Below are 15025 nucleotides of genomic sequence, written 5' to 3' on the forward strand. Positions count from 1 at the left end.
ACTAGCTAATATTAGCCGATTTTACTGTTTTAATAATTCGTCCAGCAATCTTATAAGGATCACCATTTGAAGCTGGTCTTCTATCTTCTAGCCAACCTTTCCAGCCTTTTTCAACTGTAATAATTGGAATACGAATAGATGCACCTCTATCAGAAACACCATAACTAAAGTCATTAATAGATGCAGTTTCATGATCACCTGTTAAACGTTGATCGTTAAACTCACCATACACAGCAATGTGTTCAGCAGTAACTGGTCTAAATGCTTCACAAATTTTCTCATATGTTTCTTTAGAACCACACGTTCTTAAAACTGTGTTAGAGAAGTTAGCGTGCATTCCAGAACCATTCCAATCACCTTTTACTGGTTTTGGGTGATACTCAATGTAGTAACCGTACTTTTCTGTTAAACGATCTAATAAATAACGAGCTATCCAAATTTCGTCTCCTGCTTTCTTTGCACCTTTTGCAAACAATTGAAATTCCCATTGTCCAGAAGCAACTTCTTGGTTAATTCCTTCAAAATTCAATCCTGCATCAATACATAAATCTGCATGCTCTTCAACGAAATCTCTACCATGTGTATTTCTTCCACCAACTGAGCAATAATACATTCCTTGAGGTCCTGGATATCCACCAATTGGGAAACCAAGTGGCAATTGAGTTTCTCTATCCATAATAAAGTACTCTTGTTCAAAACCAAACCAAAAGTCGTTATCTTCATCTTCAATAGCAGCTCTTCCGTTAGATGCATGTGGCGTACCATCAGCATTTAAAACTTCCGTCATAACTAAATAACCGTCTCTTCGTGCTGGATCAGGATAAATTGCAACAGGTTTTAACAAACAATCAGATGCTCCTCCAGAAGCTTGCTGAGTAGATGAACCATCAAAAGACCAATTTTCAAGTTCTTCAATAGTACCTTGAAAATTTTCATGTTCTTCAACCTTCGTTTTACTTCTTAGGTTTTGAGTTGGTTTGTAACCATCTAGCCAAATGTATTCAAGTTTAATTTTACTCATAATAATAGTAATTCACATTAATAAATTCGAAGGCAAATATAAATTAATTTCAAATCAACCTGTAGAAAACGAAGGTTAATTTTATGTAAATTATTAAATATTTATTAACAACCCCTATTTTTTAGGGGTATGATTGTTTTTATTTAAAAAAATACGCTAAAATTGATATATTTGTAAAAAATAACTAATAGCTATGCTTAGATTTCATGCGTTAAAAGAAACACTCAACAGAAAACCTGTAGAAATTAAAGAAAATGGTCGTCGTTCAGAAATTTTTGGAGACAACGTATTTAATGAACATGCAATGTTGCAACATCTTACTAAAGATGCGTACAAAAGTGTAATGAATGCCATTGAATTTGGAGCAAAAATAGATAGGAAAATAGCAGACCACATTTCCACAGGAATGAAAGAATGGGCAATAAGCAAAGGAGCAACCCACTATACACACTGGTTTCAACCACTCACGGGCGCAACTGCCGAAAAACATGATGCGTTTTTTGAAACCATTGGTAGCGGACGCGCCATGGAAAAATTTGATGGCGGACAATTGGTACAACAAGAGCCAGACGCGTCGAGTTTTCCAAATGGCGGCATTAGAAATACGTTTGAAGCAAGAGGTTATACCGCATGGGATCCAACATCACCAGCATTTGTATATGGAACAACTTTATGTATTCCAACAATATTTGTGGCATACACAGGTGAGGCATTGGACAACAAAGCACCATTATTAAGAGCATTGCAATCAGTAGATCAAGCGGCAACAGCAGTTTGTAAATATTTTGATAAAAATGTAACCAAAGTTAACGCATCTTTAGGATGGGAACAAGAATATTTCTTAATCGATTCTGCATTGGCGGCGGCGAGACCAGATATTATTCTTACGGGAAGAACACTGTTAGGACATTCATCTGCCAAAGGACAACAACTAGACGATCATTATTTTGGATCAATTCCCAACAGAGTTATGAGTTTCATGCGCGATTTGGAAAACGAGTGCATGTTACTTGGAATTCCTGTAAAAACACGTCATAATGAAGTTGCGCCCAATCAATTTGAGTTGGCGCCAATATTTGAAGAAGCAAACTTGGCAGTTGATCACAATTCGTTATTAATGGATGTGATGGAGAAAGTATCACAACGGCATCAATTTAAAGTATTATTTCACGAAAAACCATTTGCAGGAATCAACGGTTCTGGAAAACATAACAATTGGTCATTGGCAACCAATACAGGTGTCAATTTATTAAGTCCTGGGAAAACGCCGATGAAGAATTTACAATTCTTAACCTTTTTTGTAAATACGATCAAAGCGGTTCACGACAATGAAGAACTAATTCGAGCGGCTATTGCAAGTGCCAGCAACGATCATCGTTTAGGAGCTAACGAAGCGCCACCTGCTATTATTTCGGTATTCATTGGATCGCAATTGTCGGCAGTTTTAGACGAATTGGAAAATGTAACCAAAGGAAAACTATCTCCACAAGAAAAAACAGATTTAAAACTGAATATTGTTGGAAAAATTCCTGAAATCTTATTAGACAATACAGACAGAAATCGAACGTCACCATTTGCCTTTACAGGAAACAAGTTCGAATTGCGCGCTGTTGGTTCTTGGTCTAACTGTGCCGGACCAATGACGGTTTTAAATACAATCATTGCAAAACAATTAAAAGACTTTAAGGTTGAAGTTGATGCGTTAATTGCTAAAAAGGATTTAAAGAAAGATGAAGCCGTTTTCAATATATTAAGAGAATATATAAAAGCTTCTAAAAAGATTCGTTTTGAAGGAAATGGTTATGGAGAAGCTTGGGAAAAAGAAGCCGCCGAAAGAGGTCTGAGCAATAACAAAACAACTCCAGAAGCATTAAAAGCGCAAATTTCTAAAAAAACAATCTCATTATATGAAGAAATGAATGTGATGAGTAAAATAGAAGTAGAAGCACGTCACGAAATTGAATTGGAAGAATACATTTTGCGTATTCAAATTGAAGGTCGTGTATTAGGTGATATTGCACGAAATCATGTCATTCCAACAGCAATTCGTTATCAAAATACCTTAATTGAAAATGTAAGTGGATTGAAAGAAATTTTTGGAAAAGATTTCAAAAAACTAGCAACTGAGCAAATTGATTTAATCGAACGTATATCTGAACACATTGCAGGCATCAACTCAAAAGTAAATGCAATGACCGAAGAACGTAAAAAAGCAAACAAACTAGAAGGCCAACAATCGGCAGAAGTTTATTGTAATAAAGTAAAACCATACTTTGACGAAATTCGGTATCACTGTGACAAACTTGAATTATTGGTTGATGACAACATTTGGCCATTGGTAAAATACAGAGAATTATTGTTTACAAGATAGTTCGTTAGGTGCGCCTCACTTTTGTTAGGTTAACAATTAATTACATGCTAATCTAAAGGAGTGGTTTTTTGTAATGAAATGGAGAAAAATTGTATCGAGAAGTACTTTGATATGATATTTAATTCTAGTAAATCTCGATAGAAATTTTTTATCAAAAATTCACTTGAGCAGAAGAAATATTTACAGTTACTATAGCTGTCATTCCTGCACAGATAGGAATCCAAAATCAACAAATCAATAAAAATCAACACATTGAGCGCAGTCGAAATACAGATCAAAAGAACCAATTCTAAAGACAAAGGCTTCATCAGTTTGGTCAAAGAATTAGATGCTTTTTTGACGATAAAAAATGGTGAAAGTGACGATTTTTTTAGTCAATTTAATGGTTTGGAAAATTTAGACAATGTTATTGTAATGTATACCAACGAGATTCCAATTGGTTGTGGCGCAATCAAACAATACAATACAACAACTGTTGAGATAAAGCGCATGTATATTCAAGAAAACTACCAAGGAAAAAATTTAGGAATCATCATCCTAGATGCTTTGGAAACTTGGGCAACCGAACTCGGAAACACACGTTGCATTTTGGAAACAGGAACCATGTTGCCAGAAGCGATTCGTTTCTATGAAAAAAATAACTATCAACGCATTCCAAATTACGATCAATATATTGGCGTTGCAGAAAGTGTGTGTTTTGAGAAGTTGTTGTAAACGTATTAAATCGTAGTATATATTTTTAAGATTTACACTTTATACCAACTTTTGGTACACTTGAGTGAATAGTATCATAATGAGCAAAAAAACGTTAATTTCCCTGCTTTCGTTGGTGTTTTTGATACGCATCTGAAAGTTTTTGCGCTCTCGCTTTTAAATCTGATTGCACAGTTGTTGGCAACATTTTAAGATCAATTAAACTAATATCCATTGCAAAAAGTGTATCATACGCCAACTTCGGATTCATAATGTACAAACTATGATAATAATCGGTAGTTTTCTTAATTAATGCATCTCCAGATAACGTTTTTCGTTCTTCTACATATAACGAAGTAATATATCTTGAAATACATTCTGTATCATTATTACAAGCTAAAATTTTATTCTTTTGTGCTTCAGAAAAACTGGTCTTTGTAGTTGTGTTTGTTGTAGCACTTGAAGTAGAAGCTGAGGTTGAACTTGAATTTGAAGTTGAAACTGTGGTTACGGTTGAAGTTGTTCCTTCCAACTGACCATGTACCCAATTTCCAGCTTTGTACTTATCTTTTGCATAATACTGAACGCCTTGTCCATGCGGTTTTCCGTTTTGGTAATAGCCCATATAATATTCGTACTCACCAGTTGTATATGTTCCTAATCCGTGATACTTTCCATTAGAAAACTCTCCAATATAATCGTTACCAGTATGATTGCCACCAGATTTAAAAAACAAAACTCCAAAACCATCTCTTTTGCCATTTTTAAACGTTCCCATGTAGGTAGAATTGCTATATTCATAAATTCCAATACCATTAGTACAATTTCCAACCACACACGTTTTTGAGTTGTTATATTGTAGTTCTTGTTTAGAAATTACTTTTCCATTGCTATAATTCAATTGATATGTTTTCTTAGTTTCATAATCGTTGTAAAAACCTATGTTTTTAGACTTGTCTGTAAAAATCATCAAATTAGTACCATTATACTCATACGCAAATCCTGCTTGATCTAAAAAAGAACCTTTATACACCGATAATGCACTCTTTTTATTATTTGCACTTGAAGTATGCATTGGTCCGTACACTTTTCCATCTTTAAAAAAACCATGTGCTTTCTTCCCATCTTTAAAATCTTTCTCTCCATAACCGTTTTCACAATCTCCGTTGACACATTCACCCGTAAAATAGGCAGCATATTCATCTAAACTTTCGGCTAATTGCTGCGCATTATCCGTCGTGTTATCTAGGAAGTCTTTTTTGTAATTACTATGCAGTGTAACAGGATATGGCGTATAAGTTTTTACATTTTTATAATTTTCTAAAATCACTTTTTCAGGTTCGTTTTCTCCTTGAAAAACAGCATCTATATTATTTGATGCAAATTCATACACACCAACTTTATCAATATACGTTCCGTCTTTTCGAAACACATGTACGCCGCCTTTTTGTGTTTTATACCAAAAACCATTTTTTAAATCGATTGAAACTTTCTCTACAGGAAAATCTTTTCCAACAGGTTTATTTTCAAAATCTTCAAGAAGATACAACTCTCTCGATGGTTTGTGAAATACCAACAAGCTTTTCCCCATAAAAACAGAAGATGTATTTTTTGCTTCTTGTTGACTGTTAATTTTAAATAAATAACTTTCGTTTGCGGTTTTTCTAAACGTCACATTTGGCACTACCAAACGATCATACAATTCAGTTCGCAACTTTACGACATACGTTTTTGTTACATTATTATCCGGATTAATACTTCCCGTAACTTCACCATTGCTATATTTTATTTCTCGGATATAATACGAAAATTGTGAGCCGTATAATTTTTTATTATTGGTAGATAAAGGATACGCAATCACCCAATTCCCATATTTATCATACACGTATTTAAAAGTTTGCGTATAGGTTTTGTTGACTTCTTTTTGAATCAGATTATTATCATTTAACGTATATGTAGCTTGATACGCACCTCGATCTTGCGAAACTAAAAAACCGTTGGAATTGTATGTATAGTTGTAAATATAATTTTTGTTGGCACTTTTGTTGAATGTTTTTTCTATGGAAATCAAGTTATTTTTGAGTTCAAAACCTTTCGTTCCATTCTCAAAATCATACGAAATGGAAGTTCCTTTATAAACAAAATTTCGTGTTTTATCATACTTTTTTCCATCTCCTAATGTTCCAGTTTCTCTCACTTTTCGGATGCGATTATTTGTGTAGGTATAAAAAGTTTCATCCGTATAATTGCTTGATGTAGAAGTGCTTATTCTTTTTGAAAGATTTCCGTTTGCATCATATGCATAGTTAAACACAAATCCTTGTGGCTTCATAAAATTCCCGTAATTATAAGTCGTTTTGGTCTGAAGCAACTTCTTATTTTTAAATGTGTGAACCTCCAAACTAAAATCATTTTTCATGTATTGAAATTTATGTCCCACAAAGGAAAAGCCAATATCTTTGTACGTCGCTTTAGAAACAGTAACTGGAACAATAGTTCCGTTGTCAACTTTCAAATTAAAATCGTTTACAACATCTGTCTTAGGAATGTCTAAAATTTCTTTCTGAGTTCGTACTTCTTGGGCAGAAGAAAATAGTGTGAACAATCCGAAGAAAACAATAAAAAGACGTTTCATGAGTATTACTTTTAAATTACAGAACAAATGTGCTTAATAATCAAAAGTGATAACATTAGGCAAATGACGTATTTTTAATTAGATATAAATTCTTGTGTTTATTTGAAAAAATTATCTTTGCATCACAACAACACAACTATGAGTCAAGAAGTATCAAAACGGTATGCTATGAGAGGCGTTTCGGCATCAAAAGAAGATGTGCACAATGCTATCAAAAACATTGATAAAGGTTTATTTCCACAAGCTTTCTGTAAAATTGTACCCGATTATTTAACAAATGATGAAAATTATTGTTTAATCATGCATGCAGATGGCGCAGGAACAAAATCGTCGCTAGCGTACATGTATTGGAAAGAAACGGGCGATTTGTCCGTGTGGAAAGGAATTGCCCAAGATGCATTAATCATGAATATTGACGATTTATTATGTGTTGGTGCAACGGATAACATCATGTTGTCATCTACGATCGGAAGAAATAAGAATGCGATTCCAGGTGAAGTCATTTCGGCAATCATCAACGGAAGTGAAGAACTCATCAAAGAACTTAAAGAATTTGGCGTAACCATTCATTCCACAGGTGGCGAAACGGCTGATGTGGGCGATTTGGTACGAACAATTATTGTAGACTCTACGGTTACAGCGCGCATGAAACGCAAAGATGTCATAGATAACGCAAATATAAAAGCTGGTGACGTCATTGTCGGACTAGAATCTTTTGGACAAGCAACCTACGAGAAATCATACAATGGTGGCATGGGAAGTAATGGATTAACATCTGCACGTCATGATGTTTTTCATAAATATCTTGCCGAAAAATATCCAGAAAGTTTTGACAATGCCGTACCAAGTGAGTTGGTATATTCTGGAAATACAAAATTGACGGACACTGTTGCGGATGCACCAATTGACGCTGGAAAACTAGTGTTATCGCCAACACGAACTTACGCACCAATTATAAAAAGTATCTTGGATAAATACACTCCTGAAGACATTCACGGAATGGTGCATTGTAGTGGTGGCGCACAAACCAAAATATTACACTTCGTGGAAAATCTACATATCATCAAAGACAATATGTTTGAAATTCCGCCATTATTCAAACTCATTCAAGAGCAATCAAATACGGATTGGAAAGAAATGTATCAAGTATTCAACTGCGGACATCGTATGGAAATATACGTTTCGCCAGCAATTGCAGAAGACATCATTGCTATTTCAAAAAGTTACAATGTTGATGCTAAAATTGTTGGAAAAGTAGAAGCTTCCGATACTAAAAAGTTAACGATTTCTAGTACATACGGAACGTTTGAATATAATTAATTTTCTGCTTGTCAATTCGAGCGTAGTCGAGAATACTTTTAGTTGTTAACGTTTTATATTACTTACGTAGAAACTTTATGTCATGCTGAACTAGATTCAACGTCACATAAACTAGCGTATCAATGATGAGAAACTGAACTTGATTCAGTTTGTTGTAGTATAAAATTCCTGAATGTGATTTACGATTTTTTAAATCCTTCAATTTCAATATGTTTCAACTTCTCCGTTTCCGTAAATGCTGAAAACTCACGCAACAACAATTTCAACTTCGGATTGATATACTGTTCGCAAAATGGTTTCTTCGGATTGGAATAATAATAATTGGTAATCTCTTCGCGTGAAGCTTTAAATGCTACAAAAGGTAACACTTGCGTGATAATTGTATCTTCAAATTTAGTTTGCAAATCAGTAAGTAACTCATTCAAAGTTTCCTGTTGTGCTTGCTCGTAATAATAAATCGCAGAACGATATTTTTTCCGCATGCTATGTTGTACGGTAGATTTATGCGTACGCAGATGAATCTCCACAAGTACCTTTAAAGGAATCTTTTTAGGATTAAAAAGTACAATTACGGCTTCTGAAAATGTGTTGTTCACTTCCGTAGATTGTACCCAACCTTGTTTCACATCGTGTACACCAATCAACGACTGAAATACTGCTTCTGTACACCAATGGCAACCGCCGCCAAAAGCAATAGTTGTACTAGTTAGTTTTTTCAAAATAATATATACCTCTTAACTTGTTGTGAATAAATTTCTGGCTATGTTTTTATAACTACATTCAGTAAACATAACTGTTCATCAATATAATGCAAATATAAAATAGTACGCTACATCTACTAAAATAAAGGAATATTCCTTCCTTTTCAACGCTAATATTTCCGTTTCACGATAATTATTTTGTGTCAACAGGAAATATCGTAGTTATTTACACTAAATCATTTTAATTAAATTATTTTAATTTTAAGGTAAGCCACGGGAAACAAAACCTTCAATAGAAATTGAAGTTTTACTATTTTCAAGTTTTTTCAAATTTCTAAGAAGAAGCTTGGATATTGAAATTTTTAACATAAAATGATGATACCTAAAGATAAATAAACAATAAAAACAATGACCACACACCACACGTATCGAAAGCTCATCTTTCTCATTTTTACAGGAACGGTATTACTCTTGTATAATTGTACTACAAACACAATTGATGAAGGCGATATCACAGATTTGCCACCAATTGAAGAAACGGTAACCTATGACGATGATGTATTACCAATCATCACAAACAATTGTATTTTTTGCCACAGTGGACCAAATGCAAATGCAGGTTTAGACTTGTCAACTTACGCAAATGTCAGAGGTGCAGCCGAACAAGGAAATTTGGTAAATCGTATAAACAATGGTTCTAATCCGATGCCACCAACAGGAATATTACCACCTGAAACACGTCAGATCATTGACCAATGGATTGTAGACGGATATCTTGAAAATTAAACCTAACAATTAATAAACAATACTTATGAAAAAAATACTCATCCTATGTTTTCTTTTTGTTGTCGGAAGTGTTTCTGCACAAAAATATTACACCAAAACAGGCGAAACAGACTTTAAAGCTTCTGTTGAAGCATTTGAACCTGTTGAAGCAAAAAGCAATAGTACAACGGTAATTTTAAAAACCGATTCAGGCGATATAGCGGCGTTACTATTTATGAAATCATTTCACTTCAAAGTAGCGTTGATGGAAGAACATTTCAATGAAAACTACATGGATTCTGATAAATATCCAAAGGCAACTTTTAAAGGAAAACTAAAAGATTTCAACATGTCAGATTTATCAAGTACGGCAAAAGAAATGAAACTATCAGGAACGTTAACGGTACGCGGAAAAGCCAAAGACATTCAAACAACGGCAATGGTTTCCAAAGATGGTGACAAAATTATCATCAAATCAATGTTTTCAGTAAAACCACAAGATTTTGGAATTGACATTCCAAGTATTGTAAGAAATAAAATTGCAAAAGAAATTAACGTAACCTTGAATTATGAGCTTATCGAAAAAAAGTAAAATTCTACTCGGATTGGTTTTAGTGATCGCAATTGGTGGATATGTAGCCTACAGTTATGCGTACAAACCACACACGGCAATTGCAGATATGGAAGTTGCTTTTACAGGAAGCGCGACAGATTTCTTAGAAAAAATCAAGGACAATCCAGAAAGTTGGACACAAGGCGAAAAAGTAGTAGAACTCACAGGAATCATCACTGCCAAAGATGAAAAAGGCGTTTCGATTAATGAAAGCATCTATTTTCAATTAGAAGAAGGTACTTCAACCGAAACACTATCAGAAGGACAAAAAACAAAAATAAAAGGTAGAATTATCGGGTATGACGATTTGTTAGAAGAACTAAAACTAGACAAATCGATCATTCTAAAATAAGGTGACTTTGTAGTTAAATAATTAATTATTTAACACAAATATCTAATTCACACTAAATAATAAACAACTAACTAAACAACAAATGAAACACTATTATATACTAGCGCTACTATGTTTATGTAGTCTAGGTAGTTTGCATGCGCAAGATGATTTACTTGACGAATTGGAAGGCGAAGCAACACCAGAAACATTTGAATCGCCAGCATTCAAAGCCATGAAAATTGGAAACTTACAATCGACAAAAGTAGCGGCAAAAGGAGATTTATACTTATATGTTTCTCACCGATTTGGAACATTAGACGACGGATTATCAACGTTTTTTGGATTTGACAATGCAAATACGAAAATTCAACTTGTGTACGGACTTTTTGATGGTTGGCAATTTGGTGTCAGTAGAGAATCATTACGTCAAATGTATGCGTTATCTACGAAAGTGAAACTAAAAAGCCAATCAACGAGTTTTCCCGTAAATCTAGTTGGTTACAGTACGGTAAACATTAACACGCAAGTTCGGAAAGATCGTTTTCCATTCTTAAAATTCGAAGATCGATTGAGTTATACAACACAATTACTAATCTCAAGAAGATTCAATAACAATTTTTCGTTAGAATTAGCGCCATCATACGTACGTCAAAACTTAACTTTAGAAGCTTCACAAAAACACGATCAATTTGCCATGGGCGCAGGTGGACGTTTAAAAGTAAGTAAACGTATGTCGATCAACTTAGATTATGCATACAACTTTAGCAGAGCAGACAATACAGCATTCAGAAATCCATTAACAATTGGTGTAGACATTGAAACTGGCGGACACGTATTTCAATTACTATTTTCGAATGCACAATCAACGAACGAACCTGGTTTTCTTAGTTATGCAGAAGGCGATTGGGGAGACGGAGACATCTTCTTCGGGTTCAATATTGTGCGTGTATTTTAAAAAATAAGCAGAACGTAACCTACTAAAAAGGCTTTCTAATACATATAGAAAGCCTTTTTTATATCAATTATATTGTTTATTAACACACAACTGATGCACAAACTATTGATTCGCATACTACCGATTGACAAGCAAAGGAATTACAATTTACCGTTTGGCATGTATGTGTTGCAGGCGGACAGTTATGCGAAATAGGGCAAATATTTGGCCATACAGACATTTCAGGTCCGCAACCATTATCTGTTAAACATAAAAATGAGCCACCACCAAGGATGTTGTTTTCAGTAAAAGATGCAACTTTAGTTTTTGAAAGATTTAGTTTCTTCAGCGATACTTTTTGTTTTTTCATACTATGAGTTTTGTTTAATAAAACTCAAATCTAGGAAAAGGAAATTGTGAAAAAAAAGATCGTAAATAATACTGTGTAGATGGTATGAAAATGAAAATAAATGGTATAAAAAAAGCTTTTAGTATACAAACTAAAAGCCTCCTTTTCTTGATAATACGTGTTTATTTTAGTAACACTGAACTCCTTGCGGACAAACTGAATCTGAATTACATACAAATACAGTAATTCCACAACCATTCGTAGGTGTTGGACATCCGTTAGTAGGACAGTTTTGCGTTTGTGGCGGGCAACCTGCTGATGGGCAGTTTTGCGTTTGTGGTCCACAACCAAAGTCAGAAAAACATGGTTCTGCTGTTCCTGTCCATGACTGGAATCCGCCAGTAAATCCACTAGTACCACCTGTTAAATTCCCTGATTCTAACGATGCTACATTAGATTTGTTCAATGCTAACTGTCTTAAATTTACCTTCTTTTTTTTCATGATTATATAGGTTTTAGTTAAGTAACAAAAATAACAAAGTAATAAGCTATTGATATAAGTTTAAACCATACAAACAGTAAGTTTTCTTGAACTTAAATGTTAAAATAAATATTTCAAGTGGTTGATAGTCTTTATTTTAGAATAGAAAACTTCCAAATTGCAAACTGAAAGTATTGCTGTAGCTAGGTTGATGGTTATGTACTAAAAATAGTAAAATAGTAGAGTATTGATATGCGTTTAAACTATACAGACACTACGCTATTTTAAAATGTAAATGTAAAAAGGCTTTCAAATAGTTGAAAGCCTTTTTGTTTTAATCTATAAACTGGTTATTCTTAGTAACAGTAAACTCCTGGAGGACAAACTGAATGCGAACCACATAAAAGTGTAGCTGGCGGACAACCATTTGTTGGGCAGTTTCCTGTTTGTGGAGGGCAACCATTAGTTACACATCCATTAGTAGGACAGTTTTGCGTAGCTGGTCCACAGAAGAAATCTGTAAAGCAAGGCTCAGCAGTTCCTGTCCAAGACTGGAATCCACCAGTAATGCTTTCTGACTCCAACGAAGCCACTTTAGACTTCTTCAAATTTAGCTTTCCTAGGTTTAACTTTTGTTTTTTCATGATAATAAGTTTATGGTTAAAGACTAAAACTAATAAAATGATCAATTACTCACGTAAGCGAAAACCATATAAACAGTAAGTTTTTGTGTTTTCAAATGTTAAAAAAGGAAAAATCATAAGACAAAACTTACTTTTTAATAGCAATATACACCTGGTGGACAAACCGAATGCGAATTACAAACTAAAGTTGGTGGTGGACAACCATTGGTTGGGCAATTAAAACGTGTATAAGTACAATCACATGTAAGACACGTTACTTGTGTGCCACAGTCGTTTGTTTGATTACATCCAAACTCGGTTAGAAAACAGGGTTCTGCCGTTCCTGTCCACGACTGAAATCCTCCTGTAACACTCTGAGATTCTAAGGTTGCTACTTTAGATTTTTTTAAGCTTAACTTTCCTAAAACGATTTTCTTTCTTTTCATGATAAATATTGTATTATGGTTAAAAACTAAAGTTACAAGAAAGTAATTTCAAAAATATATGGATTTCCCATAAGATTGGTAGTGTTTATAACCGAAAACCGCATCATCTTCAATTGAAAATGATGCGGTTTTTTAGATTTACTCTAATGTGATAAAATTAGATTTCTTGTGTTTCACAATTACAATATGTTTCGTCACATTGTCCGTTACCGTATGAAGAGCAATCGCTTTCGTCTAAAGGTCTGTGTAGTCCTCCTTTTACGGTTTCTTTTAATGATGAAATGCTTCTTTTGTTTAATTTTAATGAGTTAATTCCTCTTTTTTTCATGTGTGAAAGTTTATTTTTGTTAATTAATTATACTAAAAATACAATTTAAAAGTAAGATAAGTCAAGTAATTACTAAAGAAAATGATTTTATTGCAAGAACTGTTTTAGATGTAACGCATAAAATCTGAAACAATCAATAAAAATTGTAAATTTGCGAACCTGAAAAGAAGAAAGTTACATGTTAGACAAATTACAAATAGTAAAACAACGTTTTGATGAAGTAAATGATTTAATCATTCAACCAGATATTATTGCTGATCGAAAACGCTATGTTGAACTCAACAAAGAATATAAAGATTTAAAAACGCTGGTTGAAAAACGAGATATTTATAAAGAATTGATTGATAACATTTCTGAAGCAGAAGAAATCATTACTGATGGAAGTGACGCAGAAATGGTAGAAATGGCAAAAATGCAATTGGAAGAAGCTAAAGAAGCACTTCCACAGCTAGAAGAAGAAATTAAGTTTTTGCTAATTCCGAAAGATCCAGAAGATAGTAAAAACGTCGTAGTTGAAGTACGTGCAGGAACTGGTGGTGACGAAGCTAGTATTTTTGCAGGTGACTTGCATCGTATGTATACAAAATACTGTGAAGGAAAAGGTTGGAACGTAAGTGTTGTTGATTATAGCGAAGGAACTTCTGGCGGATTCAAAGAAATTATATTTGAAGTTTCAGGTGAAGATGTATACGGAACAATGAAGTTTGAAGCTGGTGTACATCGTGTACAACGTGTGCCACAAACAGAAACTCAAGGGCGTGTGCATACAAGTGCGGCAACCGTAATGGTATTACCTGAAGCGGAAGAATTTGATGTAGAATTAGATATGAACGACGTTCGTATTGAACGAACTACATCTACAGGTCCTGGAGGACAATCCGTAAACACAACGTATTCGGCAATTCGTTTGCATCACGGACCATCAGGATTGGTGGTAAGTTGTCAAGATCAAAAATCATCACACAAAAACTTAGAAAAAGCATTGAAAGTTTTGCGTTCTCGTTTATACGAAAAAGAACTAGAAAAGAAACTTGCGGCCGATTCTGAACGTCGTAAAAGCATGGTTTCTTCAGGAGATAGAAGTGCAAAAATTAGAACCTATAATTATCCACAAGGTCGTGTAACGGATCATAGAATTGGATTAACATTATATGATTTATCAAATATTATCAATGGAGATATTCAAAAGATATTAGATGAATTAATGCTCGTTGAAAACACACAAAAGCTAAAAGACGCTAGCGAAATTATGTAATTTTGGTCTTAGTCTTCAAAAATAATTCTATAATTCATCATTCTGAACTTGACTCAGAATCACACAAAAAACAAGACTCATCGTTATGAGAAACTGAATCAAGTTCAGCTCGACGATGGATAGAGCTTTAACGGAAATAACAAGCCTAATCAATAG

16 protein-coding genes are annotated in these 15025 nt (G+C 34.0%); 8 read left to right on the forward strand and 8 right to left on the reverse strand.

Features of this window, described 5'->3' with window-relative positions:
* Position 1 precedes the first annotated feature (1 nt).
* Entirely contained in the window at positions 2 to 1021 is a 1020-nt protein-coding gene (locus ACQ654_RS21240; RefSeq protein WP_430412350.1) for a glutamine synthetase beta-grasp domain-containing protein, read from the reverse strand.
* A 187-nt stretch (positions 1022 to 1208) separates the two neighbouring features.
* On the opposite strand from ACQ654_RS21240, the gene ACQ654_RS21245 reads away from it, so the two are divergent.
* Together ACQ654_RS21245 and ACQ654_RS21250 are read left to right on the forward strand one after the other, a co-directional pair.
* Positions 1209 to 3392, forward strand: a complete 2184-nt coding sequence (locus ACQ654_RS21245) for a glutamine synthetase III (RefSeq protein ID WP_430413041.1) — start codon at positions 1209 to 1211, stop codon at positions 3390 to 3392.
* 252 nt (positions 3393 to 3644) lie between these two features.
* Positions 3645 to 4106, forward strand: coding sequence for a GNAT family N-acetyltransferase (locus ACQ654_RS21250; protein ID WP_430412351.1), 462 nt, complete (start codon positions 3645 to 3647; stop codon positions 4104 to 4106).
* A gap of 94 nt (positions 4107 to 4200) precedes the next feature.
* On the opposite strand, the gene ACQ654_RS21255 is transcribed toward ACQ654_RS21250, so the two are convergent.
* A complete protein-coding gene (locus ACQ654_RS21255; protein ID WP_430412352.1) occupies positions 4201 to 6720 on the reverse strand; it encodes a hypothetical protein in 2520 nt (839 codons plus the stop codon).
* A gap of 138 nt (positions 6721 to 6858) precedes the next feature.
* Here ACQ654_RS21255 and ACQ654_RS21260 point away from each other — a divergent pair, with 138 nt between their 5' ends.
* Positions 6859 to 8040 (forward strand): AIR synthase related protein, encoded by a 1182-nt coding sequence (locus ACQ654_RS21260; RefSeq protein ID WP_430412353.1) that lies wholly within the window; start codon positions 6859 to 6861, stop codon positions 8038 to 8040.
* A gap of 179 nt (positions 8041 to 8219) precedes the next feature.
* On the opposite strand, the gene ACQ654_RS21265 is transcribed toward ACQ654_RS21260, so the two are convergent.
* The gene (locus tag ACQ654_RS21265; protein ID WP_430412354.1) at positions 8220 to 8759 is read right to left on the reverse strand and encodes a peptide-methionine (S)-S-oxide reductase; all 540 of its coding nucleotides are present in this window, start codon (positions 8757 to 8759) and stop codon (positions 8220 to 8222) included.
* 390 nt (positions 8760 to 9149) lie between these two features.
* Here ACQ654_RS21265 and ACQ654_RS21270 point away from each other — a divergent pair, with 390 nt between their 5' ends.
* The 4 genes from ACQ654_RS21270 to ACQ654_RS21285 all read left to right on the forward strand — a co-directional run bounded on the left by ACQ654_RS21270 (position 9150) and on the right by ACQ654_RS21285 (position 11408).
* Positions 9150 to 9527 (forward strand): c-type cytochrome, encoded by a 378-nt coding sequence (locus tag ACQ654_RS21270; protein WP_430412355.1) that lies wholly within the window; start codon positions 9150 to 9152, stop codon positions 9525 to 9527.
* Between the two features lie 25 nt (positions 9528 to 9552).
* On the forward strand, positions 9553 to 10098 hold the full coding sequence (locus ACQ654_RS21275; RefSeq protein ID WP_430412356.1) for a YceI family protein: 546 nt from the start codon (positions 9553 to 9555) through the stop codon (positions 10096 to 10098).
* Positions 10076 to 10471, forward strand: coding sequence for a hypothetical protein (locus ACQ654_RS21280; RefSeq protein ID WP_430412357.1), 396 nt, complete (start codon positions 10076 to 10078; stop codon positions 10469 to 10471). Before ACQ654_RS21275 ends, ACQ654_RS21280 begins: the two co-directional genes overlap by 23 nt.
* A gap of 82 nt (positions 10472 to 10553) precedes the next feature.
* Positions 10554 to 11408, forward strand: a complete 855-nt coding sequence (locus tag ACQ654_RS21285; RefSeq protein ID WP_430412358.1) for a DUF5777 family beta-barrel protein — start codon at positions 10554 to 10556, stop codon at positions 11406 to 11408.
* Between the two features lie 79 nt (positions 11409 to 11487).
* Here ACQ654_RS21285 and ACQ654_RS21290 read toward each other — a convergent pair whose 3' ends face one another.
* The 5 genes from ACQ654_RS21290 to ACQ654_RS21310 form a co-directional block, all read right to left on the reverse strand.
* The gene (locus ACQ654_RS21290) at positions 11488 to 11757 is read right to left on the reverse strand and encodes a hypothetical protein (RefSeq protein WP_430412359.1); all 270 of its coding nucleotides are present in this window, start codon (positions 11755 to 11757) and stop codon (positions 11488 to 11490) included.
* Positions 11758 to 11923: 166 nt separating this feature from the next.
* Entirely contained in the window at positions 11924 to 12238 is a 315-nt protein-coding gene (locus ACQ654_RS21295; protein WP_430412360.1) for a hypothetical protein, read from the reverse strand.
* Positions 12239 to 12573: 335 nt separating this feature from the next.
* Positions 12574 to 12861 carry a hypothetical protein gene (locus tag ACQ654_RS21300; RefSeq protein WP_430412361.1) on the reverse strand — a complete coding sequence of 96 codons (288 nt, stop codon included), beginning with the start codon at positions 12859 to 12861 and terminating at the stop codon, positions 12574 to 12576.
* Positions 12862 to 12995: 134 nt separating this feature from the next.
* Positions 12996 to 13286 (reverse strand): hypothetical protein, encoded by a 291-nt coding sequence (locus tag ACQ654_RS21305; RefSeq protein ID WP_430412362.1) that lies wholly within the window; start codon positions 13284 to 13286, stop codon positions 12996 to 12998.
* A 157-nt stretch (positions 13287 to 13443) separates the two neighbouring features.
* Entirely contained in the window at positions 13444 to 13614 is a 171-nt protein-coding gene (locus ACQ654_RS21310; protein ID WP_430412363.1) for a hypothetical protein, read from the reverse strand.
* 178 nt (positions 13615 to 13792) lie between these two features.
* Here ACQ654_RS21310 and prfA point away from each other — a divergent pair, with 178 nt between their 5' ends.
* The gene (gene prfA, locus ACQ654_RS21315; protein ID WP_430412364.1) at positions 13793 to 14869 is read left to right on the forward strand and encodes a peptide chain release factor 1; all 1077 of its coding nucleotides are present in this window, start codon (positions 13793 to 13795) and stop codon (positions 14867 to 14869) included.
* Positions 14870 to 15025 lie beyond the last annotated feature (156 nt).

Source organism: Kordia sp., from assembly GCF_965283645.1.
In the GTDB taxonomy this organism is placed as follows: Bacteria; Bacteroidota; Bacteroidia; order Flavobacteriales; family Flavobacteriaceae; genus Kordia.